Origin of the sequence: Pseudomonas sp. NPDC086278, from assembly GCF_050280905.1 — a bacterium.
Lineage (GTDB): Bacteria > Pseudomonadota > Gammaproteobacteria > Pseudomonadales > Pseudomonadaceae > Aquipseudomonas.
Window position 1 is genome coordinate 1 of sequence record NZ_JBNNWE010000103.1, and the last position, 22458, is coordinate 22458.

20 protein-coding genes and 2 pseudogenes are annotated in these 22458 nt (G+C 60.6%); 11 read left to right on the top strand and 11 right to left on the bottom strand.

The annotated features are described in order from the left end of the window. Positions 1-338 precede the first annotated feature (338 nt). The 6 genes and pseudogenes from gatC to ACQKP4_RS24280 all read left to right on the top strand — a co-directional run bounded on the left by gatC (position 339) and on the right by ACQKP4_RS24280 (position 5673). A complete protein-coding gene (gatC, locus tag ACQKP4_RS24255; RefSeq protein ID WP_007901429.1) occupies positions 339-626 on the top strand; it encodes an Asp-tRNA(Asn)/Glu-tRNA(Gln) amidotransferase subunit GatC in 288 nt (95 codons plus the stop codon). Positions 627-642: 16 nt separating this feature from the next. Then, positions 643-2094 carry an Asp-tRNA(Asn)/Glu-tRNA(Gln) amidotransferase subunit GatA gene (gene gatA, locus ACQKP4_RS24260; RefSeq protein WP_427636268.1) on the top strand — a complete coding sequence of 484 codons (1452 nt, stop codon included), beginning with the start codon at positions 643-645 and terminating at the stop codon, positions 2092-2094. 10 nt (positions 2095-2104) lie between these two features. Then, a pseudogene (gene gatB / locus ACQKP4_RS24265) lies at positions 2105-3549 on the top strand (Asp-tRNA(Asn)/Glu-tRNA(Gln) amidotransferase subunit GatB). 259 nt (positions 3550-3808) lie between these two features. Continuing rightward, positions 3809-4183 (top strand): septal ring lytic transglycosylase RlpA family protein, encoded by a 375-nt coding sequence (locus ACQKP4_RS24270; protein WP_427636270.1) that lies wholly within the window; start codon positions 3809-3811, stop codon positions 4181-4183. 51 nt (positions 4184-4234) lie between these two features. Continuing rightward, positions 4235-5296 carry a calcium/sodium antiporter gene (locus ACQKP4_RS24275; protein ID WP_427636298.1) on the top strand — a complete coding sequence of 354 codons (1062 nt, stop codon included), beginning with the start codon at positions 4235-4237 and terminating at the stop codon, positions 5294-5296. Then, the gene (locus ACQKP4_RS24280; RefSeq protein WP_427636271.1) at positions 5293-5673 is read left to right on the top strand and encodes a carboxymuconolactone decarboxylase family protein; all 381 of its coding nucleotides are present in this window, start codon (positions 5293-5295) and stop codon (positions 5671-5673) included. Before ACQKP4_RS24275 ends, ACQKP4_RS24280 begins: the two co-directional genes overlap by 4 nt. A gap of 156 nt (positions 5674-5829) precedes the next feature. Here ACQKP4_RS24280 and ACQKP4_RS24285 read toward each other — a convergent pair whose 3' ends face one another. From ACQKP4_RS24285 to kdgD, 5 genes are all read right to left on the bottom strand, one after another. Next, complete coding sequence (locus tag ACQKP4_RS24285; RefSeq protein ID WP_427636272.1) at positions 5830-6771, bottom strand: AEC family transporter; 942 nt, start codon at positions 6769-6771, stop codon at positions 5830-5832. A gap of 168 nt (positions 6772-6939) precedes the next feature. Continuing rightward, positions 6940-8493, bottom strand: a complete 1554-nt coding sequence (garD, locus tag ACQKP4_RS24290; protein WP_427636274.1) for a galactarate dehydratase — start codon at positions 8491-8493, stop codon at positions 6940-6942. A gap of 11 nt (positions 8494-8504) precedes the next feature. Continuing rightward, on the bottom strand, positions 8505-9872 hold the full coding sequence (locus ACQKP4_RS24295) for an MFS transporter (RefSeq protein WP_427636275.1): 1368 nt from the start codon (positions 9870-9872) through the stop codon (positions 8505-8507). Between the two features lie 164 nt (positions 9873-10036). Beyond that, positions 10037-11482, bottom strand: coding sequence for an aldehyde dehydrogenase family protein (locus ACQKP4_RS24300; protein ID WP_427636277.1), 1446 nt, complete (start codon positions 11480-11482; stop codon positions 10037-10039). 59 nt (positions 11483-11541) lie between these two features. Continuing rightward, positions 11542-12453 (bottom strand): 5-dehydro-4-deoxyglucarate dehydratase, encoded by a 912-nt coding sequence (kdgD, locus tag ACQKP4_RS24305; RefSeq protein ID WP_427636279.1) that lies wholly within the window; start codon positions 12451-12453, stop codon positions 11542-11544. Positions 12454-12690: 237 nt separating this feature from the next. Between kdgD and ACQKP4_RS24310 the strand changes: the two genes are divergently transcribed. From ACQKP4_RS24310 to ACQKP4_RS24320, 3 genes are all read left to right on the top strand, one after another. Next, positions 12691-13983, top strand: coding sequence for a phospholipase (locus ACQKP4_RS24310; RefSeq protein ID WP_427636281.1), 1293 nt, complete (start codon positions 12691-12693; stop codon positions 13981-13983). 15 nt (positions 13984-13998) lie between these two features. After that, entirely contained in the window at positions 13999-14190 is a 192-nt protein-coding gene (locus tag ACQKP4_RS24315) for a hypothetical protein (protein ID WP_427636282.1), read from the top strand. A 242-nt stretch (positions 14191-14432) separates the two neighbouring features. Further along, entirely contained in the window at positions 14433-14645 is a 213-nt protein-coding gene (locus tag ACQKP4_RS24320) for a hypothetical protein (protein ID WP_427636283.1), read from the top strand. 4 nt (positions 14646-14649) lie between these two features. On the opposite strand, the pseudogene ACQKP4_RS24325 reads toward ACQKP4_RS24320, so the two are convergent. Next, positions 14650-14757, bottom strand: a pseudogene (locus ACQKP4_RS24325) (GntR family transcriptional regulator); the annotation flags it as partial. 175 nt (positions 14758-14932) lie between these two features. Here ACQKP4_RS24325 and ACQKP4_RS24330 point away from each other — a divergent pair. Continuing rightward, complete coding sequence (locus ACQKP4_RS24330; protein ID WP_427636285.1) at positions 14933-15313, top strand: hypothetical protein; 381 nt, start codon at positions 14933-14935, stop codon at positions 15311-15313. 78 nt (positions 15314-15391) lie between these two features. On the opposite strand, the gene ACQKP4_RS24335 is transcribed toward ACQKP4_RS24330, so the two are convergent. The 4 genes from ACQKP4_RS24335 to ACQKP4_RS24350 form a co-directional block, all read right to left on the bottom strand. Next, entirely contained in the window at positions 15392-16141 is a 750-nt protein-coding gene (locus tag ACQKP4_RS24335; RefSeq protein ID WP_427636286.1) for a FadR/GntR family transcriptional regulator, read from the bottom strand. 276 nt (positions 16142-16417) lie between these two features. Next, the gene (locus ACQKP4_RS24340; protein WP_427636288.1) at positions 16418-18145 is read right to left on the bottom strand and encodes an ABC transporter ATP-binding protein/permease; all 1728 of its coding nucleotides are present in this window, start codon (positions 18143-18145) and stop codon (positions 16418-16420) included. A gap of 97 nt (positions 18146-18242) precedes the next feature. Continuing rightward, positions 18243-18809 carry a response regulator transcription factor gene (locus tag ACQKP4_RS24345; RefSeq protein WP_427636290.1) on the bottom strand — a complete coding sequence of 189 codons (567 nt, stop codon included), beginning with the start codon at positions 18807-18809 and terminating at the stop codon, positions 18243-18245. Continuing rightward, the gene (locus ACQKP4_RS24350) at positions 18802-20064 is read right to left on the bottom strand and encodes an ATP-binding protein (protein ID WP_427636292.1); all 1263 of its coding nucleotides are present in this window, start codon (positions 20062-20064) and stop codon (positions 18802-18804) included. Before ACQKP4_RS24350 ends, ACQKP4_RS24345 begins: the two co-directional genes overlap by 8 nt. Before the next feature lie 264 nt (positions 20065-20328). On the opposite strand from ACQKP4_RS24350, the gene ACQKP4_RS24355 reads away from it, so the two are divergent. Beyond that, positions 20329-21048: an SIMPL domain-containing protein gene (locus ACQKP4_RS24355; protein WP_427636294.1), complete on the top strand. Its 720-nt coding sequence runs from the start codon at positions 20329-20331 to the stop codon at positions 21046-21048. Positions 21049-21262: 214 nt separating this feature from the next. Here ACQKP4_RS24355 and ACQKP4_RS24360 read toward each other — a convergent pair whose 3' ends face one another. Beyond that, positions 21263-21634, bottom strand: coding sequence for a DUF6124 family protein (locus ACQKP4_RS24360; RefSeq protein WP_427636296.1), 372 nt, complete (start codon positions 21632-21634; stop codon positions 21263-21265). Positions 21635-22458 lie beyond the last annotated feature (824 nt).

Consider the following 22458-nt stretch of genomic DNA (forward strand, 5'->3'; position numbering starts at 1 on the left):
GCAGCCAGTTTTGGATTTTCTCTTTCATGGTGCCCCCTTCAGGGTAGTGCCGAGCGGCTTGAATTCTGTAGCCACTTCGCACTGATAATAGTCCGTGGAAAACATGCCACGCAGTTTCTTGAACATGGGAAAGGGACCCTAGGCAACGCGTGGGGTAAAAAAGTGCGGCAAACTCTAACAACGACAGGGATTTTGGGCAAGGCGCCAATATGTTAAATTGGCCGCTTTTCTGTGCACCAACCCCCACAATCGCGGCCTTATGACCGTAGAAATGCGGTAGTGTTCCGACAATCTAACACACGGACGCCGTCCGTTCTGTTTTCCACTGGAGAATCGCAATGGCGCTTGAACGCTCCGACGTGGAAAAAATCGCACATTTGGCCTGCCTTGGCCTTAATGATGCCGATCTTCCACACATCACTTCGGCCCTGAACAGCATTCTCGGGCTGGTCGACGAAATGCAGGCGGTCAATACCGATGGTATCGAGCCGCTGGCCCACCCACTGGAAGCCAGCCAGCGCCTGCGTGCCGACGTCGTGACCGAGACCAATCATCGCGAGGCCTATCAGTCCATCGCACCAGCGGTCGAAAACGGCCTGTACCTGGTTCCGAAAGTCATCGACTAAAGGGAAAGAGCCTGCAATGCATCAATTGACTCTGGCCGAGATCGCCCGCGGTCTCGCCGATAAAAAGTTTTCTTCCGAAGAGCTGACCAAAACCCTGCTGGCGCGTATCGCCCAGCTCGATCCTCAGCTCAACAGCTTCATCAGCCTCACCGAAGACCTGGCGCTCCAGCAGGCGAAAGCCGCTGACGCACGCCGCGCCAACGGTGAGAGCGGCGCCCTGCTTGGCGCGCCGATCGCGCACAAAGACCTGTTCTGCACTCAGGGCATCCGCACCAGTTGCGGCTCGAAGATGCTCGACAACTTCAAAGCGCCGTACGACGCCACCGTCGTTGCCAAACTGGCCGCCGCCGGTGCTGTCACGCTGGGCAAGACCAACATGGACGAATTCGCCATGGGCTCGGCCAACGAGTCGAGCTACTACGGCGCGGTGAAAAACCCGTGGAACCTGGAACACGTGCCGGGCGGTTCGTCCGGCGGTTCAGCGGCGGCGGTTGCCGCGCGCCTGTTGCCAGCGGCCACTGCGACCGACACGGGCGGCTCGATTCGCCAGCCCGCCGCGTTCACCAACCTGACCGGCCTGAAACCGACATACGGTCGCGTTTCGCGCTGGGGCATGATCGCTTACGCCTCCAGCCTCGATCAGGGCGGCCCGTTGGCGCGCACCGCCGAAGACTGCGCGATCCTGCTGCAAGGCATGGCCGGCTTCGACACAAACGACTCCACCAGCATCGACGAGCCCGTGCCGGATTACAGCGCCAGCCTCAACGATTCGCTGAAAGGCCTGCGCATCGGCGTGCCGAAAGAGTATTTCAGCGCCGGGCTCGACCCGCGTATCGCCGAACTGATCCACAACAGCGTCAAGGAACTGGAAAAGCTCGGCGCCGTGATCAAGGAAATCAGCCTGCCGAACATGCAGCACGCGATTCCTGCGTACTACGTGATCGCCCCGGCAGAAGCCTCGTCCAACCTCTCGCGTTTCGACGGTGTGCGCTTCGGCCACCGCTGTGAAGACCCGAAAGACCTGGTCGACCTGTACAAACGCTCGCGCGGCGAAGGTTTCGGCCCGGAAGTGCAGCGCCGGATCATGGTCGGCGCCTACGCACTGTCGGCCGGTTACTACGATGCCTACTACCTGAAAGCGCAAAAGATTCGCCGTCTGGTGAAGAACGACTTCATGGCCGCCTTTAATGAGGTCGACATCATCCTCGGCCCGACCACGCCGAACCCGGCCTGGAAGCTGGGCGCCAAGAACAGCGACCCGGTCGCTGCCTACCTGGAAGACGTCTACACCATCACCGCCAACCTCGCCGGTCTGCCGGGCTTGTCCATGCCCGCCGGCTTTGTCGACGGTCTGCCGGTCGGCGTGCAATTGCTCGCCCCGTATTTCCAGGAAGGCCGATTGCTCAATGTGGCCCATCAGTACCAGCTGAACACTGACTGGCACACCCGCACCCCAACCGGCTTCTGAGGAGAAACACATGCAATGGGAAGTCGTGATCGGGCTGGAGATTCATACCCAGCTCACCACCCGGTCGAAAATCTTTTCCGGTAGTTCCACCACGTTCGGTTCCGAGCCGAATACCCAGGCCAGCCTGGTCGACCTGGGCATGCCCGGCGTGTTGCCGGTGCTGAACCAGGAAGCGGTGCGCATGGCGGTGATGTTCGGCCTGGCTATCGATGCCGAGATCGGCCAGCACAACGTGTTCGCCCGTAAAAACTATTTCTACCCGGACCTGCCCAAGGGCTATCAGATCAGCCAGATGGAATTGCCGATTGTCGGCAAGGGCCACCTGGACATCGCCATGGAGGACGGCACGATCAAACGTGTCGGCGTCACCCGTGCGCACCTGGAAGAAGACGCCGGTAAAAGCCTGCACGAAGAGTTCAACGGCGCCACCGGCATCGACCTGAACCGTGCCGGCACGCCGCTGCTGGAAATCGTTTCCGAACCGGACATGCGCAGCGCCAAGGAAGCCGTGGCCTACGTCAAGACCGTCCACGCGCTGGTGCGTTACCGGGCATCTGCGACGGCAACATGGCCGAAGGCTCGCTGCGTTGCGACTGCAACGTGTCGATCCGCCCGAAAGGCCAGGTTGAATTCGGCACCCGCTGCGAGATCAAGAACGTCAACTCGTTCCGCTTCATCGAGAAAGCGATCAACAGTGAAGTGCAGCGCCAGATCGAGCTGATTGAAGACGGCGGCAAAGTGATCCAGCAGACCCGCCTGTACGATCCGAACAAGGACGAAACCCGTCCGATGCGCAGCAAAGAGGAAGCCAACGACTACCGTTACTTCCCTGATCCGGACTTGCTGCCGGTGGTCATCGAAAACTCGTTCCTCGACGAAGTGCGCGCCACTCTGCCGGAATTGCCGCCACAAAAACGCGAGCGCTTCCAGGCGCAGTTCGGTCTGTCGGTCTATGACGCCAGCGTGCTGGCCACCAGCCGCGAGCAAGCCGATTACTTCGAGAAAGTCGCGGGCATCGGCGGCGACGCCAAACTGGCGGCCAACTGGGTCATGGTTGAGTTGGGCAGCCTGTTGAACAAACAGGGCCTGGACATCGACCAGTCGCCGGTCTCGGCCGAGCAACTGGGCGGCATGTTGCTGCGCATCACCGACAACACCATCTCCGGCAAGATCGCCAAGGTGGTGTTTGAGGCGATGGCCAACGGCGAAGGCAGCGCGGACGAGATCATCGAAAAACGTGGCCTCAAGCAAGTTACCGACAGCGGCGCAATTTCGGCGGTACTCGACGAAATGCTCGCGGCCAACGCGGAACAGGTCGAGCAATACCGTGCGGCTGACGAAGCCAAACGCGGCAAGATGTTCGGCTTCTTCGTCGGCCAGGCCATGAAAGCCTCCAAAGGCAAGGCCAACCCGCAACAGGTCAACGAACTGCTGAAAAGCAAGCTCGAAGGCTGATTGGAATGGAGCCAGCATTCAAAACTGGCTCAACCCCCTGTGGGAGCGGACTTGCCGTGGCCATGGGTCTGCTGTGGCGAGGGGGCTTGCCCCCGTTGGGTCGCGAAGCGGCCCCCATTTCTGAACTCGCGTTATATCTGACACCGAGTCTTCAAGTTTTGGGGCGGCTTCGCAGCCCAACGGGGGCAAGCCCCCTCGCCACAAAAGCCCAGCTGCCAACAACACGCCCGCTCCCACATTTGTTTGTGGAACCCTCTGAATGAAGCGTCTACTGGGCGCCTGCGCCCTGCTCTCTCTGCTGGCCGGCTGCGCCAGCAACGATGTCATCGACCCACACGGTTACGACAAGACCGGCACCGCGTCCTATTACGGCGCCAAACACCAAGGTAAACGCACCGCCAGTGGCGAGCGTTTCAACCAGAATTCCCTGACCGCCGCGCATCGCCAATTGCCCTTTGGCACGCGGGTGAAGGTCACCAACCTCAGCAACGACAAGTCTTGCGTGGTCCGTATCAATGATCGCGGGCCGCACACCCGTGGCCGCCTGATTGATCTTTCACACGAGGCCGCCGAACAACTGGGTATGCTCCGAAGTGGCACCGCGCAGGTTCGCGTACAAGCCCTCGACGACTGACAGACCGGAGCAGCGATCATTTTCGGACTTGCCGATTTACCCCTGATCAACCTGATCGAATTGTTCGGCGGCCTGCTGTTGCTGATCGCCGGCGCCGAGTTGATGGTGCGCGCCGCCGTGCGCCTGGCGGCTCGCCTGCAAGTACGACCGCTGATCATCGGCCTGACCATCGTCGCCCTCGGCAGCAGCGCGCCGCAAATGGCGGTCAGCCTGCAAGCCACCCTGGCGCAGAACGCCGACATCGCCGTCGGCAGCGTGATCGGCAGCAGCATCTTCAACATCCTTGTCACCCTCGGGCTTTCGGCGCTGATCATTCCGTTGCGGGTCTCGCGGCAATTGGTGCGCCTGGATATTCCGCTGATGATCGGCGCCAGCGTGCTGGTGTTTATCCTGGCCTGGAACGAAGAACTGACCCGCCTCGACGGCGTCATTCTGCTCGCCGCGCTGGCGTTGTACCTGGGCTTGTTGCTGCGTCAGTCGCGGCATTCGTCGCGCCCGCCGTCGAGCGATCCGCACAGCCACCGCGCGCCATGGTTCAGCAGCCTGATGATGATATTTGCCGGGCTGGCGATGCTGGTGTATGCCGGGCATTTGTTGCTGGGCGCCGCCGTCGCGGTGGCTACCGACCTGGGGCTGTCGGAGCGAATCATCGGCCTGACCATCGTCGCCATCGGTACTTCGTTACCGGAGCTGGCCACCTCGTTGATCGCCGCGTTGCGCGGCCAGCGCGACATCGCCGTCGGCAACGTGATCGGCAGCAATTTGTTCAACCTTTTGGGTGTGCTCGGCTTCACTGCCCTGATCGCACCGTCGCCCTTATCGGTCTCGCCCAACGCCCTGGATTTCGACTTGCCGGTGATGCTGGGTGTTGCGTTGCTGTGCCTGCCGCTGTTCTACACCGGCTATCGCGTAACCCGCGCCGAAGGGTTGCTGTGCCTGGGTTTGTACCTGGCTTACGGCCTGCACGTGGTGTCGTTCACCACCGGCATGCCGCTGGCCGGCAAGCTCGAACACCTGATGCTGTTTTTCGTCCTGCCGGCGCTGGTGGCGTTTCTGCTGTTCACCTCGCTGCGCGCCTGGCGTCGCCAACACCACAAAAAGGAACTGCCATGACCGACACTAAAAAGCCTGGCGTTGAAGTCCGCCGCCAAGTGATGGGCGACGCCTTCGTCGACCGAGCGCTGGGCAATGCCACCGAGTTCACTCAGCCACTACAGGATTTCGTCAATGAACACGCGTGGGGCAGCGTGTGGAATCGCGAGGGCCTGCCGCTGAAAACCCGCAGCCTGATCACCCTCGCCGCGCTGACCGCGTTGAAGTGCCCGCAAGAGTTGAAAGGTCATGTGCGCGGTGCGCTGAACAACGGTTGCACCGTCGAAGAAATCCGCGAAGCGCTGCTGCATTGCGCGGTGTATGCCGGTGTGCCGGCGGCGATTGATGCGTTTCGGGCGGCGCAGGAAGTGATCGACACATACCAGAAGCCGGAGTAAGTCGCGGTTTTTTGCGGTGACTGGTCGGCCGTCTTCGCGAGCAAGCCCGCTCCCACATTGGACCGAGCCGTACACAAATTTTGTGTCCGCTGGAGATCAAATGTGCGAGCGGGCTTGCTCGCGAAGAGGCCCGAAAGAACAGCACAAACCCCGAAGCTAGATCCACCCGCCCCACTGCAACAAAAAGATCCCGATGTTGGTGGTCACCGCCGCCATCAACGTGGTGATCACAATGATCGCCGCCGCCAGTTCATGGTTGCCATTGGCCTGACGGGCCATGACAAAACTGGCGGCGGCGGTCGGGCTGCCGAAGTACAGGAACAGAATCCCCAACTCCGCGCCACGAAAGCCCCACAGCCAAGCCCCCACGGTCGCCAGCACCGGCAGACCGATCATCTTCACCAGGCTTGAACTCAGCGCCATGTTGCCGCTCTTGCGCAACGCCGCCAGCGACAGCGTGCCACCGATGCAGATCAACGCCAGCGGCAAGGTGGTTTGCGCCAGGTATTGGCCAGACGTTTCCAGCCAGCCCGGCAGGCCAATCTTGAAATAGGCAAACGGCGCCGCTGCGAACACGCTGACGATCAGCGGGTTGGCCATCACGCTTTTGCAGATGCTCCACGGATCGGACTTGATCACCGGGCTATACACCGCCAGCACAATGGTCGACAGCGTGTTGTAAAACAGGATCACCAGCGCCGCGAGAATCGCCCCGAGGGAAATCCCGTAATCGCCGTACATGCTTGCCGCCAGTGCGAGACCGATCACCCCGTTGTTGCCGCGAAACGCGCCTTGGGTGTAGATGCCCCGGTCTTCCCGTGGGCACTTCCAGATCGCCCAGCCCCAGGCGATGGCGAAACCCACCAGCGTTGCAATCGAAAAGTAGATCAGCAGCGCCGGTTGCAGCGCGGCGCGCAGGTCGGCGTGCAGGATGCCCAGAAACAGCAACGCCGGCATGGTGACGTTGAACACCAGGGCCGACGCGGTGTGGATGAAATTGTCGTTGATCCAGTCGATGCGCTTGAGCAACACCCCCAGAAACAGCATGGCAAACACCGGCGCGGTGATGTTCAGGGTTTCGAGGAAAATTGCCAGCATGCCGGGAGTTACCTTGGGTGGGCGTCATTAAGGGGCGAATGATAAGCCACCGGGGACTTCGGCGTCAGGTCGGCCGCTTTCGCGAGCAAGCCCGCTCCCACACTGATCTCATAAACACTGGAGATCAAAAGTGGGAGCGGGCTTGCTCGCGAAGCAGGCAACTCGGCCTTAAGTGATCGGCGCTGGATTGAACAGGGTGATGTCGTTATGCAGTTTGTGCTGCTCGGCCCACGTCTGTTTCTTGCCGCTGGCCACGTCCAGGTAGTAGTGGAACAACTCCCAGCCCAAGTCTTCAATCGAAGCGCGCCCGGTCGCAATTCGCCCGGCATCGATGTCGATCAGGTCTGGCCAGCGCTGCGCCAGTTCAGTGCGCGTCGAGACCTTTACCACCGGCGCCATCGCCAGACCATACGGCGTACCGCGTCCGGTGGTGAACACATGCAGGTTCATCCCCGCCGCCAACTGCAACGTCCCGCAGACAAAATCACTGGCCGGGGTCGCGCAGAAAATCAGGCCTTTGCGCTTGAAGCGCTCGCCAGGGCCAAGCACCCCGTTGATCGCGCTGCTGCCGGATTTGACGATCGAGCCCAGGGACTTCTCGACAATGTTCGACAGCCCGCCCTTCTTGTTGCCCGGCGTGGTGTTGGCGCTGCGATCCGCTTCACCCTTGGCCAGGTAACGGTCGTACCAATCCATCTCCCGCACCAGTTCCTGCGCCACGGCCTCAGTTTCGGCACGCGAGGTCAGCAGGTAAATGGCGTCACGCACTTCGGTGACTTCGGAAAACATCACCGTCGCGCCCGCCCGCAGCAACAGGTCCGAGGCAAACCCCAGCGCCGGGTTGGCGGTGATGCCGGAGAACGCATCGCTGCCGCCGCACTGCATGCCCAGGATCAACTCGGACGCCGGCACCGTTTCGCGGCGACGTTGATCGAGCTTCTTCAGACGGGTTTCGGCCAGTTCCATGATCTGCTCGATCATCTCGGTGAAACCGTGACTCGAATCCTGCAAGCGGTACAGCCACGGATCGCTCAGGTCCACCGAGCTGTCGCCCTCGTGCATCACCTGCCCGGCCTGCAATTTTTCGCAACCGAGGCTGATGACCAACGCTTCGCCGCCCAGGTTCGGGTTGCGCGCCAGGTTACGCACGGTGCGGATCGGGATGTAGGCGTCGGTGGCGGTAATCGCCACGCCACAGCCGTAACTGTGAGTGATCGCGACCACGTCATCGACGTTCGGGTATTTGGGCAGCAACTCGTCCTTGATGCGCTTGACGGCGTGATCGAGCACGCCGGTCACGCATTGAACGGTGGTGGTGATCCCCAGAATATTGCGCGTGCCGACAGTGCCGTCGGCGTTGCGATAACCCTCGAAGGTGAAGCCTTCCAGCGCGGCCTGCGGCGCCGGCACTTCGGTGGACAGCGGCAAGCTGTCCAGCGGTGGCGCGGTGGGCATGCGCAGTTGATCTTCCTTGACCCAGCTGCCGCGCGGAATCGGCTGCAACGCGTAGCCAATGGTCTGGCCGTAGCGAATCACCTGGCCGCCTTCGGGAATATCCTCGAGCGTGACTTTGTGGCTCTGCGGCACGAAGTCCACGGTTACCAGGCCATCGGGAAACTCGGTGCCGGCGGGCACGCCTTGGTCATTGACCACGATCACTACGTTGTCCCGCGCGTGCAGGCGGATGTAGCGCGGCGAGTCGGAATGTTCAATCAACTGCATGACGCCGCTCCTCAGGTATGCGCTTGTGACAATTTGTTGTTGGTTTCAGGACCGCCCACGGGTGGTTCTTTCAGGACCACACGCTTGATCGGGCCGACGATCACCAGGTAGCTGAACACTGCGACCAGTGCGTTGCAACCGACAAACACCAGCGCCCATTTGAACGAGCCGGTGGCGCTGATGATGTAACCGATCACGATCGGGGTGGTGATCGACGCGATGTTGCCGAACATGTTGAACAGGCCGCCACTCAAACCGGCGATCTGTTTCGGCGAGGTGTCGGACACCACGGCCCAGCCCAGCGCACCCACGCCTTTGCCGAAGAACGCGAGGGCCATGAAGCCGACGACCATCCATTCGATATCGACATAGTTGCAAGCCACGATGCTGCTGGAGACCAGCAAACCGGCAATGATCGGCGCCTTGCGCGCGAAGGTCAGGGAGTGGCCCTTGCGCAGCAGGTAATCGGAAATCACCCCGCCAAGCACACCGCCGATGAAGCCGCAGATCGCCGGCAACGAGGCAATGAAACCGGCCTTGAGAATGGTCATGCCGCGTTCCTGCACCAGGTACACCGGGAACCAGGTCAGGAAGAAATACGTGATGCCGTTGATGCAGTACTGGCCGAGGTACACGCCCAGCATCATGCGGTTGGTCAGCAACTGGCGAATGTAGTCCCACTTCGGGCCATCAACCTTTTTGCCGGTGCCTTTGTCCTGGTCCATATCGACCATGCCGCCGTTGTCGGCGATGTGCTGGAACTCGGCGTCATTGATCATCGGGTGTTGGCGTGGGCTGTGGATAACTTTCAGCCAGATCAGCGAGAACACCATGCCGATACCGCCCATCACCACGAACACGTGCTGCCAGCCGAAGCTGTAGACGATCCAGCCCATCAACGGCGCGAACAATACGGTGGCGAAGTATTGCGCCGAGTTGAAAATCGCCGAAGCGGTGCCGCGTTCAGCGGTGGGGAACCAGGCCGCGACGATGCGCGCATTGCCGGGGAAGGATGGCGCTTCAGCCAGGCCGACCAAAAAGCGCAGCATGAACAGCGCAACGATGGCCGTGGACATGCCGAACTCACCGACGTAGCCCTGCAACACGGTGAACAGCGACCAGGTGAAGATGCTCAGCGCATAGACTTTTTTCGAACCGAACCGGTCCAGCAGCCAGCCACCGGGAATTTGCCCGGCCACGTAGGCCCAACCGAATGCGGAGAAGATGTAACCGAGGGTGACCGCGTCGATGCCGAGGTCTTTTTGCAGGCTGGAGCCCGCGATGGCGATAGTGGCCCGGTCGGCATAGTTGATCGTGGTCACCAGAAACAGCATGAGCAGGATCAAATAGCGGACGTGAGTCGGCTTGGTCGCTTGCATGTAGATGTACTCCCACTGATTATTTTTATGCGGGTAATAACAATATCTTCGGATCTGGCTGTTGTGGGCGCCGGGCTTGCCCGCGATGCAGGCACCGCGCAGTGTCAGTCACAACGCGGTGATGCCATCGCAGGCAAGCCGGCTCCCACAGGCACAGCGGTGTATCAGGAGCCGACGTAGCTGGTCTTCACGACCGTGTAGAACTCTTGCGCGTAGCGACCTTGCTCGCGGGAGCCATAGGATGAACCTTTACGCCCACCGAACGGAACGTGGTAATCCACGCCGGCGGTCGGCAGGTTGACCATCACCATCCCGGCCTGGGAGTGGCGTTTGAAGTGGTTGGCGTACTTCAGCGAGGTGGTGGCGATGCCCGCCGACAGACCGAATTCGGTGTCGTTGGCCATGGCCAGTGCCGCTTCGTAATCCGCGACGCGAACCACGTTGGCCACCGGGCCGAAGATCTCTTCACGGCTGATACGCATCGCGGCTTCGCTGTCGGCAAACAGCGTTGGCGCCAGGAAGTAGCCTTCGGTGTCGCACGTCACCAGACCGCCGCCGCTGACCAGACGCGCACCTTCGGACTGGCCGATGTCGATGTACTTCAGGTCTTGCTCAAGCTGAGCCTGGGAAACCACTGGACCGATGTCGGTGCCCGCTTTCAACGCGTGGCCGACCTTGATCGACTTCATGCGCTCGGCCACGGCTTCGACGAACTTGTCGTGGATGCCGGCGGTGACGATGAAGCGGCTCGACGCGGTGCAACGCTGACCGGTGGAGTAGAACGCGCTCTGTACCGACAGCTCGACCGCTTGTTTCAGATCGGCGTCGTCGAGAATGATCTGCGGGTTCTTGCCGCCCATTTCCAGCTGGACTTTCGCTTGGCGCGAGACGCAGCTGACGGCGATCTGACGACCCACACCGACAGAACCGGTGAAGCTGATGCCGTCGACTTTCGGGCTCTGTACCAGCGCGTCGCCAACCACACGACCGCTGCCCATCACCAGGTTGAACACGCCGGCCGGGAAGCCTGCGCGGGAGATGATTTCAGCCAAGGCCCAGGCGCAACCCGGAACCAGATCGGCCGGTTTGAGTACCACGCAGTTGCCGTAGGCCAGGGCCGGGGCGATTTTCCACGCTGGGATCGCAATCGGGAAGTTCCATGGCGTGATCAGGCCCACAACGCCCAGCGCTTCGCGGGTGACTTCAACGTTCACTCCCGGACGCACCGACGGCAGGTAGTCGCCGGACAGACGCAAGGTTTCACCGGCGAAGAACTTGAAGATGTTACCGGCGCGGGTCACTTCGCCGATGGCTTCAGGCAAGGTCTTGCCTTCTTCACGCGCCAGCAGGGTGCCGAGTTCTTCGCGGCGGGCGAGGATTTCGGTACCGACTTTGTCCAGCGAGTCGTGACGAGCCTGAATGCCCGACGTCGACCAGGCCGGGAACGCGGCGCGCGCGGCGTCGATGGCGGCGTGGACTTGGGCCAGATCGGCCTTGGCGTAGTTGCCGATGGTATCGGTCAGTTCGGACGGGTTGATGTTGGCGCAGTATTCGCTGCCGGCAACCCATTCACCGTTGATGTAGTTATCAAAACGCTTTGCATCTGCCACTTGAATGTCTCCTCACGCAAAAAGCCGCTGATTGCTCAGCGGCCCTGTTTAGTCAGTGTTTATTGCGCGCCTTGCTTGTCGATCAACGCGGCGAGCATTTCGTACTCTTCGCCGGTCAGGTCGGTCAGCGGTGCACGCACAGGGCCTGCGTCGTAGCCGGCAATCTTTGCCCCGGCCTTGACGATGCTCACTGCATAACCGGACTTGCGGTTACGGATGTCGAGGTACGGCAGGAAGAAGTCGTCGATGATCTTGCCAACGGTGGCGTGATCTTCGCGGGCGATGGCGTGGTAGAAATCCATCGCGGTTTTCGGGATGAAGTTGAACACCGCCGACGAGTAAACCGGTACGCCCAGCGCCTTATAAGCAGCGGCGTAGACTTCGGCGGTCGGCAAACCGCCCAGGTAGCTGAAACGATCACCGAGGCGGCGACGGATCGACACCATCAACTCGATATCGCCCAGGCCATCCTTGTAGCCGATCAGGTTCGGGCAGCGCTCGGCCAGGCGTTCCAGCAACGGCGCGGTCAGGCGGCAGACGTTACGGTTGTAGACCACGACGCCGATTTTCACCGATTTGCACACGGCTTCAACGTGGGCGGCAACGCCGTCCTGGCTGGCTTCGGTCAGGTAATGCGGCAGCAGCAACAGGCCCTTGGCGCCCAGACGCTCGGCTTCCTGTGCGTATTCGATGGCTTGACGGGTCGACCCGCCCACGCCGGCCAAAATCGGCACGCTGGTTTCGCAGGTGTCGACGGCAGTCTTGATGATTTCCGAATATTCGCTGGCCGCCAGAGAGAAGAACTCACCGGTGCCGCCCGCGGCGAACAATGCCGTGGCGCCGTATGGGGCCAGCCATTCGAGACGTTTGATGTAGCCCGCGCGATGGAAATCGCCCTGAGCATTGAAATCGGTGACCGGGAAAGACAGCAGGCCGGAAGAGAGGATGGACTTCAGTTCTTGTGGATTCATTATTCGAACACCCTGGGTAGCAACGTTTGTGTGTGAGGAAACCGTTCAGCCTTCGCCGAGTTGTAGGTCATCGTACAACTTAAATAATAACCGTCAACTGCATTTCATCGCCAACCTCAAGTTTTGAGTCGGAAAGGGATTTTCTTGACGTAGGAAATTTCTCACCTATGCACCGAGTGACTGTATATATGTACAGTTATTCGAAACACATACCGACGACATATCAAGGAGCCAGAAATGTCAGGTCTACACACATCAACGCAGGAAAAACCCAAGTCGATCATCGCCAACCTCGATGATCTTTTCACCGAGCAGGGCATCGCCATCACTGGCAACGACGCGCTGCTATTGCAACTCGGCGACCACAACGACCAGCCCGACGCTTCGGCCGGCAAAGCCTTGAACGGCAAGCCGCCGCTGAAGTTCGAGGGCGGCGAACACACCGCGATTGGTGACAGCACGCTGCTGCGTTTCATCAAGGACGCCCCTGCTGTTGCGGCTTCGCAGGTAGAGCTGCACCTGCCGAACGGGTTGGCGCTGACCTACGGCCAGATCGTCGCCTTGGGCGGCGACTTTTATGGCATTCCCGACCGTCCCGTCAGCGAAGGCGCCAGCGCTGCCGAGCGCATCCAGCGTTTTAATAACGCTTTCAATTCACTGGCCGTATTGCCGGCGGCGAATGCCGAGGCGAAGCTGATCCTCGGCGTCATGCAGAAGGAAATCGACGCGGTTAAACAGGCCATCAGGGACGGCAAGCAGGCGCATGAGGCGTACGACGCGCTGGGAGATACGTTGTCGCAAGAGTGGAACAAAATCACCGGCGGCGGCAGTTTTGTCTCTGCGCTGCTGCCCTTGGGGCGCTACCTGAAACTGGCCGCCAATAACGCCGACCACTTCGCCGAATGGGCGCTGCTTGCCTACATCGCCGGGCATGCCGCGGCACTGCAACAAGCGGTCAAGGCTCACGCCAGCGGCGACGACAAATCGTTGGAACTGGCTTACGCGATGAATGCATTTGCCGATCATTACCTGACCGACCTGTTCTCCGCCGGCCATTTGCGCGTGCCGCGTAAACAGCTGGCAGCGGTGGTCACGCCGAGTGACCTGGGTTCGCTGATCACGCGGTTCATGCACGACGAGGACAGCAAGTTCGGCCTCAATGTGCGCAACGGCGACGGCGCTCAATGGCGTGCGTATGGCGACAAACGCTATTTCGATGCCATCGACAGCGCGAATCTCGCCCAGGTGAATCAAGCGGTCCAGGTGTCGGCGGATGAAGTGTTTGCCGCATATCTCAGCGGGATCGCCCCGTCGCCCGGCAACTTTGGCGCGCTGAAAAAGATGCCGGATCTGCAAGCGGTGCTGAACCTGGCGGGCAACTTTTCACCGTTGTTCCGCATGGAAGGCAACAAGGTGCTGCGGCGCAAGGACGTCAACAACCTCAACGACACCGCCACCGTCGATGACTGGTGGGGCTGGAGCACTTACCTGCTGCTCAAGGATTACCACCCGACTGGCAACGTGGCCTGATAGGGAAATCTGAAGATGACGATTAAAGTGAAATTGGAATTGGCTTCAGGCCAATCATTGAAAGGTGCGCCACTGGAGTTGTTGTCCAAGGGTGTGCCGATTGCCCGGGGAGTCGTGGATGCTCAGGGGCTGGTGGCTTTTGAGGCCAAGGCTGGGGCGGTTGAACTGGCGGTGCGGGTGGATCGGTCGATTTTGAAGGCTGGCTGAGGTTACTGCGTTGAGGCTGCCGGCCTCTTCGCGAGCAAGCCCGCTCCCACATTTGATCGATGGTGTTCACACATTGTGTGTCCACCGAAGATCCCCTGTGGGAGCGGGCTTGCTCTCGAAAGCGTTTTTTCAGAAACCGCAGAACGAGCTGACCGCTCGTCGAAACTGGTATTTCTTACAGTATCGAGCCAATGCACGTCACCGCTTAATACTTGGGTCAATCAACAGTCAGGCAGTCGTCCATGAAGACAATTCACCGCTTCACCTTTCCCGCGAGAAGCAACCACGCGGCCTTGGAGGTAACTCCAGAGTTCGATCTCTCCGTACAGGTCGGAAACCTCGTTGAGTTTGAGGCAATTCCCGAGGTGAATTGGGTGATAACCCAGAAAAAATTCAAGGTGTTATTCGATAACACAATCGAGTACGTCGATTACCAAACAGACATCGCCAAGTAATCGCCTACCCCCGCTGCGCCTCCGCCTCTTCATGGGCATGGCGCAGCCGTTCCCGACTATTCGTCAAATGCAACCGCATCGTCGCGCGGGCCGCGTCCGCAATGACGCGGGCGTGTTGTTTGTAACCGCTGGCTTCACTGTCGTGCGGCGTAGCCAGGCTTTTCAGAAAGCTCAGTGGTCCTTGCAAAGAATCGTCACACTCCCCTTCAGCACATCGCCAGAGAGCTCCTTACAGTGCAAAACGCGCCATGAATGGATCATGGCCGACTTCGCATGGAGCGTACTCGATGATGCAATTTGCCACCCCGACCCTTCCCCAATTTCCAGACCTGACTTCACCCAACGCCGCCACGGTCAAGCTGTCCAGCCTGGGCGAGTCTCTGAGCATCGCCGTTCCGGATTCTGCTGAGATTGCCGCGAACTGGGATGTCTACCCGATCCTCGGCGCAGATACGCAAACGCCTGACTGGACCGGCCAGGAAGCACCGACCGGACGCTGGGACGATACCCGCGACGAAGCGGTAAAACTCACGGGCATTGAACTGAAGGTCCCCAAGACCGAGCTGCACAAATACCGCAACCAAACCATCGAGCTGCGTTACAAATTCGCGGATGAGTCGAGCCTGGAGCCCTGTTCGGAACCGCTGCTGCTTCACATAGAGGATTGAAAACGGCGTGCGCCTGCGCCCTTTAAAGGACGAGGCGCGGGGGAAGTGGGGTTTATGAGCCGCAGAACACTGCGCCGGTTAACCCCGCTGCGCCTCAGCCTCTTCATGCGCATGACGCAACCGTTCGCGGCTGTTGGTCAGGTGCAGGCGCATCGCGGCGCGGGCCGCGTCCGAATCCTGGCGCGCAATCGCGTCGTAGATTTCTTCGTGCTCGCGGCTCAGGCGACCCATGTAATGCTGCTGGTCGTCATGGGCCAGACGCGCGGAGTTGAGGCGGGTGCGCGGAATAATGCTGGTGCCCAGGTGGGTCATGATGTCGGTGAAATAGCGGTTACCGGTCGACAGTGCGATTTGCAGGTGGAACTGGAAGTCGGACGCCACGGCATCGCTGGCGTGGGAAGCGCTCTCGTTGAGGGCGTCCAGCGCGGCACGCATCAAGGCCAACTGTTCGGCGCTGCGGCGTTGCGCGGCGAGGCCGGCGGACTCCACTTCGAGGCTGATGCGCAATTCCAGAATCGCCAGCACATCACGCAAAGTGACCACCGTGGCCGGGTCGATGCGGAAGCCACTTGGGCTCGGGGTGTCGAGCACGAAGGTGCCGATGCCGTGGCGGGTTTCCACTTGGCCGGCGGCCTGCAAACGGGAAATCGCTTCGCGCACCACCGTGCGGCTGACGCCATGGGCCTCCATGATCGCCGACTCGGTAGGCAGTTTATCGCCGCGTTTGAGTTGGCCGTCGCGGATCTGCTCGGACAGCACCGTCACCAGTTCCTGTGCGAGGCTGCGGCGCTTGCGAGGGAGGCGTGGTACGTCGATCGGGTTTTCCATGGGGTACGTCTGTCTCGAAAATTCGGCTGAAACCGCATCATAGCTCAACGCGGTTGTACGATCACCGTCGGGGTTAAACACCATGCCCCTTGTGGGAGCGGAACTGTGGGAGCAAACCTATGGCAGGGGGCTTGTGTGGCGAGGGGGCTTGCCCCCGTTGGGTCGCGAAGCGGCCCTGAAAAAAAGGGGACTGCTGCGCAGTCCAACGGGGGCAAGCCCCCTCGCCACAGCAAGCCCCCTCACCACACGCTCAGTCCCACAGGGGATTTGCGGTGCCTAGGCAGTAACGGTCTGGTCCACCAGATGGCCATTGTCGATACGAATGTGCCGTGGGTGGAAGCGTTTCAAACTGCTGCGATGCCCGACGCTGACGATACTCAGCCCCGGAATCTCATCGATCAACGCCTGATACAGCGACGCTTCGTCCTCTTCGTCCATCGCCGACGTGGCTTCGTCCATGTACAGCCAATGCGGTGCGTACAGCAGCGCACGAGCGAAGGCCAAACGTTGCTGCTCACCCGGCGACAGCATGCGCTGCCAGTGATTGGCTTCGTCGAGACGCGCCACCAGGTGCGGCAAGCGGCAGGTTTCCAGCACCTGCACATAGCGCTCGTGCGCGTAGGTTTCGCCAGCCTGTGGATAACTCAACGCCTCGCGCAACGTACCAATCGGCAAGTACGGCTTTTGCGGCAAGAACAGATAGCGTGCCGATGGCAGGCGAATACTGCCGTGGCCCGCCGGCCACAGATGCCCCATCGCCCGCAGCAAGGTGGATTTGCCGCTGCCGGAACGACCGCTGAGCATCACGCGCTCGCCCGCCTCCACGGTCATGTCGGCATTGGTCAGCAGGTGACGACCGTCCGCCAGATCGAGGCCGAGGTTGTGCACCTTCAATGCCGAGCCCTGATTTTGCACATCAATGGCCGGTGCCCGCTCTTCGTTATCGGTCATGGCTTGACGGAAACTCAGCAGACGATCACAGGTGGCGCGCCATGCAGCGAGGTCCGAGTACGCGCTGATAAACCAGCTGAAGTTCTCCTGGACGTTGCCGAACGCGGAGTTGATTTGCATCAGTTCACCGAGCTCGATCTTGCCGGCGAAGTAACGCGGCGCGGCCACGATGAACGGGAAGATGATCGCGATCTGGCCATAACCGGAGGTGAAGAACGTCAGGCGCTTGGACACGCGCATGATGTCCCAGAAGTTGTGCCAAACCAGCCCGAAGCGACTGCTCAAGCGACGGTTTTCATTCGGCTCGCCGTTGTACAACGCAATGCTTTCGGCATTCTCGCGAACCCGGACCATGGAGAAACGCAAGTCGGCTTCGAAGCGTTGTTGTTGGTTGTTCAAGCCGATCAAGCGACGGCCGATCAGATGCGTCAGCCAGCTGCCGACGGCGGCATACACCAGCGCGCACCAGAACATGTAGCCGGGGATGGTGAAGCCCATCACTTCAATACTGCCCGACACGCCCCACAAAATAATCGAGAACGACACCAGGCTGACGATGTTGCGGATCAGCCCCAGGCCCAACCCCAACGTGTTGGAGGTGAAGCTGTTGAGGTCTTCGGAAATCCGCTGGTCCGGGTTATCGGTGTAACCGCCCTGCTCCAGCTGGTAGTAGTTTTTGTTGCCGAGCCAACGGGCGAAATGCTGTTCCGTGAGCCAGGCTCGCCAGCGAATGGTCAGCATCTGCGTCAGGTAAAGCCGATACACCGCGCCGAGAATCGCCACCGCCGCAATGCCGCAGAAATACAGGATGAGCTGCCAGAAGGCCGCTTCGTCCTTCTTTTGCAGGGCGTTGTAAAAATCTTTGTACCAACTGTTGATCCACACCGAAATCGCGACGCTGAACAGCGACAACGCGATCACGGCAATCAGCAACGTCCAGGCCTTGCCCTTCTCTTCGCTGCGCCAGTAAGGCGTGGTCATCGCCCAGACTTTGCGTAAAAACTGCCCGCGTACAGCATCGTTGACCGCGGAATACTCAGCGTTCTGATTCATGTAAAAGGCTCGATAAAGAAAAGAACACGCACGAACCGATCATAGATGATCGGTTCGGTTTGTCGCGAGACAGGGCCGGCATTCGTTCAGCGCAGGTTCAGCGACGCACGGGACGCTTTTGCAGTTTGCGCTGCAGCGTGCGGCGGTGCATGCCCAGGGCGCGGGCCGTGGCGGAGATGTTGCCTTCGTGCTCGGTCAAGACGCGCTGGATGTGTTCCCACTGCAAGCGGTCTACCGACATCGGGTTTTCCGGCACCAGCGTGTCGAGGTCGGCGTGTTCGGACAGCAGCGCCGCCAGCACATCATCGGCATCGGCCGGCTTGCATAGATAGTTGCAGGCGCCGCGCTTGATCGCTTCGACGGCGGTGGCAATGCTCGAATAACCGGTGAGGATCACCACGCGCATGTCCGGGTCGAGCTCGAGCAGTTTCGGCAGCAGCACCAGGCCCGAGTCGCCGTCCATTTTCAGGTCCAGCGCGGCGTAGTCCGGGATATCGGCCTGGGCGATGGTCAGGCCTTCTTCGGCGGAACCGGCGGTGCTGACGCGAAAACCACGGCGGGACATGGCGCGGGCCATCACGCGGGTGAAGGTAGCGTCGTCGTCTACCAGCAGCAAATGCGGCAGTTCTTCGCCTTCGCCTTCTACTTGGATCTCGTCACTCATGTTCGTCTCCTCGGGCGACACGGGGCAGGCGCAGCTCGGTGAGCGTGCCGCCTTCCTCATGACTGTAGAGTTTCACTGAGCCGCCGGCGCGTGTCACGCTGGCCTTGCTCAAAAACAGGCCCAGGCCGAAACCTTTGCCCTTGGTGGTAAAAAACGGTTTGCCGATCTGCTCGGCAATGGCCAGCGGCACACCGGCGCCGTGGTCGCGAATGCTGATGGTCAGGTCGTCAGCGTTCCAGTCCAGCGTCACTTGCAAGCCTTCGGGGCAAGCATCGGCGGCGTTGTTCAGCAAATTCAGCAGCGCTTGCGTCAGGTCCGGCGGCGGCGCCATGCGCGGCACGGTGCCTTGGCCGAGGCGCTGGAAGCGGTAACTGGCTTCCGGGCGCATCAAGTGCCAGCGGTTCAGCGCTTCGTCGAGCCAATCGGTGACGTCCTGCATCTCCACCGCCAACCGGCGATTGGCCTCGGCGGCGCGCACCAGTTGCTGCAAGGTCTCCTTGCACAGCTTGACCTGATCCTGCAGCACGCTCAGATCGTCCTGCAACAGCGGGTCGTGATGGTCCTGACGCATTTCCTTGAGCAGCACGCTCATGGTCGCCAGCGGCGTGCCCAGTTCATGGGCGGCGCCGGCGGCCTGAGTCGCAACGGCCAGCAACTGCTGATCGCGCAGGCCTTCTTCACGGCGAATGGCGCGCAATTCTTCCTGGCGGCGCAGCTCTTCGGCCATGCGCGCGGCGAAGAAGGTGATCACGGCGGCGGCCAGGGCAAAACTCAGCCACATGCCATACACCTGCAAGCTTTCGCGAGCGATGGGAAAGGTTTGCAGCGGATAAAACCGCGCGAGCAGCAAGGTGTACATCGTCAGCGCGATGCCCGACAAAACGACCGAATAACGCCACGGCAGCGTCACCGCGGCGATGGTCAGTGGCACCAGATAATAAGAAACGAACGGGTTGGTCGAGCCACCGGAGAAATACAGCAAGGCACTGTGGATAAACAGATCGCAGGCCAGTTGCAGCGCGTATTCCAGCTCGGTGACGGGCCACGAGGTGCGCAAGCGCACGGCGGTGAAGGCACACAGCAGCATCGAGCAGCCGAGGGTCATCGCCAACTCGACCCACGGCAGCGGCAGCAAGTTGAACCAATAGGCCAGCCCGACAGAACCGGCCTGCGCGGCGAGTACCAAAGAGCGAATGATCGTTAGCCGCCAGAGATTCTGGCGAGTCGCGGAAGTGATTTGAACGGGGGCGAGCATGAGCTCTCCTGATGAGCGCTCCAGGCGGATCGCACGGAGTATAACCAAGCACGGGGGCGGGCAGGCAAAAGTGCGGCAAACCGCCACAGTCACAGCCACTGGCGAATGCCTTTGTGTTGAGGGGGCTTGCCCCCTCAACACAAAGGCATCGGCAATCGATCTGTATAGAAGTTGTAACTGGGCGAACCGGATCATTAAAGCTAGAGTCTGATGGTTTCACGCAGGCTCGGACCTTAACCCCTGCGCACCGTCCAAGGAGTTTTCATGCACAGTTTCCGCCGCAGCGCCGCCCTCCTCGCCCTCAGCGTTGGCACCGTCGCCAGCCTCCCGGCCCTGGCCGCCGATGAGCTTCATTACAACCAGATCTCGTTGCGCGCCGAAGTCAGCCAGGAAGTCGCTCGCGACCTGATGATCGTGACGCTCTACACCGAAGACCAGAACACCGACCCGGCCAAACTTGCCGCCGACGTCAGCACCACCATGAACAAGGCGCTGGGCCAGGCCAAGCAGGTCAAAGAAGTCACCCTGCGCCAAGGCAGCCGCAACAGCTACCCGATCTACGACACCAAGGGCCAGAAAATCACCGGCTGGCGCGAACGTGCCGAACTGCGCCTGGAAAGCTCCGACTTCGCCGCGCTGTCCAAGCTGACCGGTGAACTGCTGACCGACCTGAAAATGGGCGGCATGGACTTCGCCATCGCCACCCCGACCCGCAAGGCCAGCGAAGACGCCCTGCTTAAAGAAGCCGTGACCGCGTTCAAGGCTCGCGCACAACTGGCCACCGATGCCTTGGGCGGCAAGAGCTACAAAATCGTCAACCTCAACCTGAACAGCAACGGTTATCCACAGCCGTTCATGCGCGCCCCGATGATGATGAAAGCCGCCAGCATGGACGGCGCCCCCGTAACGCCGGATGTTGAGGCGGGGACGAGCCAGGTCAGCATGACGGCGGATGGCTCGATTGAAGTGTTGATGACGCCTTGATGCGATAACCGCGCGCACAAAAAACGGCGATCACCGAAGTGGTCGCCGTTTTTTATTGCCCGTCGCCTGACGGCCAACGCCTGCGGTGTTTGACCCACCGCTTTCGCGAGCAAGCCCGCTCCCACAGGGGATCTGTGGCATTCACAAAATCCAACTACACGCTCAATCCCTGTGGGAGCTGGCTTGCCTGCGAAGAACGATAACGCGGTCTGACTTATACCCGCGGATCGACGTTATCCAGCGCCCGGTTTACCGCCAACTCCGCCAGCATGACGATCTGCTGAATCGCCAGCACTGTATTGCGCTGCGGGCCGATCAGGTTAGTGGCGAAGTCGCTGGCCATGACACTCGCCGAAGCCAATGACTCACAGGCTTGCGCCAGCAGACTTTCGGTGTCCGTGTTCGGCGCGACCAAGAACATCGTGCTGGGACGACGAGGCTTTTCGACGTATTGGCTGGGTGGATCGAGGTAGTAATCGAGGGCGCGTTTTACGGCTTCGCGGTCTCGGAGGAGCGCGTCGGGCGGGGCAGGTTCGATGTCGGGGGTTTGAGTGGTGATGGGGGGATCGGGGACAACTTTGCTCATCTGAATTTCCCTGTTCATGCTGGAAGCCATCACTCGCCGTTTCTCACACGGAAAGTGGTGGCAGCTATGTGCAGGGTGAGAAAACCGGGAACAGAGAACCGGCCGGACCGAGGCCCGCCCGCACACAGCCGCCATAGAACATTGCAGACCGCAAATAGCAGGGCGGCAATTATGGTGATACTGGCGCTAGATTCATACATATCTGTTCTCAGGCTCTCACACCCGATCGCTGAGTTTTCAGCGACAGCCAGAGGTTAAAGAGTCTGCTTCCTACCCGGCAACCTGAAAAATGCGTGGGAAAGCTCTGTGCTTTTTACACATTGTTCAACACAAAAATGGAAGGTAGAGCGTCCCTGATCAACCGGGAGCAGGAAAGAAGAGATTCGTCGCTGATAGTCAGTCATCGCGAGCAAGCTCGCTCCCACAGGGGGATGGAGTACATTCGGGATTGATTGGTTGGCTGGCAGGACGCCTTCGCAGGCAAGCCAGCTCCCACAGTGGGAATGGGGTGCGGCTGGGAGTGATTGGTCGGCTGGCAGGCCGTCTTCGCAGGCAAGCCAGCTCCCACAGTGGGAATGGGGTGCGGCTGGGAGTGATTGGTCGGCTGGCAGGCCGCCTTCGCAGGCAAGCCAGCTCCCACAGTGGGAATGGGGTGCGGCTGGGAGTGATTGGTCGGCTGTCAGGCCGCCTTCGCGAGCAAGCCCGCTCCACAAAAATCAAACGCCGCGTACCCGCTGTTGACCTTCACCACTCATCAGGCCGAGCGTTAGCTCGCCTGCAGCTTTTGATCTGCCCGCCCCTTCGGGAGGCTGAGTGGAGGTGTG

Excerpts from the sequence above, each read along its gene's own strand:
- ACQKP4_RS24360 (WP_427636296.1), bottom strand. The coding sequence starts at position 21,634 with ATGAGCAAAGTTGTCCCCGATCCCCCCATCACCACTCAAACCCCCGAC.
- ACQKP4_RS24340 (WP_427636288.1), bottom strand. The coding sequence starts at position 18,145 with ATGAATCAGAACGCTGAGTATTCCGCGGTCAACGATGCTGTACGCGGG.
- ACQKP4_RS24295 (WP_427636275.1), bottom strand. The coding sequence starts at position 9,872 with ATGCAAGCGACCAAGCCGACTCACGTCCGCTATTTGATCCTGCTCATG.
- garD (WP_427636274.1), bottom strand. The coding sequence starts at position 8,493 with ATGCAGTTGATTGAACATTCCGACTCGCCGCGCTACATCCGCCTGCAC.
- gatA (WP_427636268.1), top strand. The coding sequence starts at position 643 with ATGCATCAATTGACTCTGGCCGAGATCGCCCGCGGTCTCGCCGATAAA.
- ACQKP4_RS24355 (WP_427636294.1), top strand. The coding sequence starts at position 20,329 with ATGCACAGTTTCCGCCGCAGCGCCGCCCTCCTCGCCCTCAGCGTTGGC.
- ACQKP4_RS24280 (WP_427636271.1), top strand. The coding sequence starts at position 5,293 with ATGACCGACACTAAAAAGCCTGGCGTTGAAGTCCGCCGCCAAGTGATG.
- ACQKP4_RS24345 (WP_427636290.1), bottom strand. The coding sequence starts at position 18,809 with ATGAGTGACGAGATCCAAGTAGAAGGCGAAGGCGAAGAACTGCCGCAT.
- ACQKP4_RS24335 (WP_427636286.1), bottom strand. The coding sequence starts at position 16,141 with ATGGAAAACCCGATCGACGTACCACGCCTCCCTCGCAAGCGCCGCAGC.
- gatC (WP_007901429.1), top strand. The coding sequence starts at position 339 with ATGGCGCTTGAACGCTCCGACGTGGAAAAAATCGCACATTTGGCCTGC.
- ACQKP4_RS24330 (WP_427636285.1), top strand. The coding sequence starts at position 14,933 with ATGATGCAATTTGCCACCCCGACCCTTCCCCAATTTCCAGACCTGACT.
- ACQKP4_RS24270 (WP_427636270.1), top strand. The coding sequence starts at position 3,809 with ATGAAGCGTCTACTGGGCGCCTGCGCCCTGCTCTCTCTGCTGGCCGGC.
- ACQKP4_RS24320 (WP_427636283.1), top strand. The coding sequence starts at position 14,433 with ATGAAGACAATTCACCGCTTCACCTTTCCCGCGAGAAGCAACCACGCG.
- kdgD (WP_427636279.1), bottom strand. The coding sequence starts at position 12,453 with ATGAATCCACAAGAACTGAAGTCCATCCTCTCTTCCGGCCTGCTGTCT.
- ACQKP4_RS24350 (WP_427636292.1), bottom strand. The coding sequence starts at position 20,064 with ATGCTCGCCCCCGTTCAAATCACTTCCGCGACTCGCCAGAATCTCTGG.
- ACQKP4_RS24285 (WP_427636272.1), bottom strand. The coding sequence starts at position 6,771 with ATGCTGGCAATTTTCCTCGAAACCCTGAACATCACCGCGCCGGTGTTT.
- ACQKP4_RS24315 (WP_427636282.1), top strand. The coding sequence starts at position 13,999 with ATGACGATTAAAGTGAAATTGGAATTGGCTTCAGGCCAATCATTGAAA.
- ACQKP4_RS24310 (WP_427636281.1), top strand. The coding sequence starts at position 12,691 with ATGTCAGGTCTACACACATCAACGCAGGAAAAACCCAAGTCGATCATC.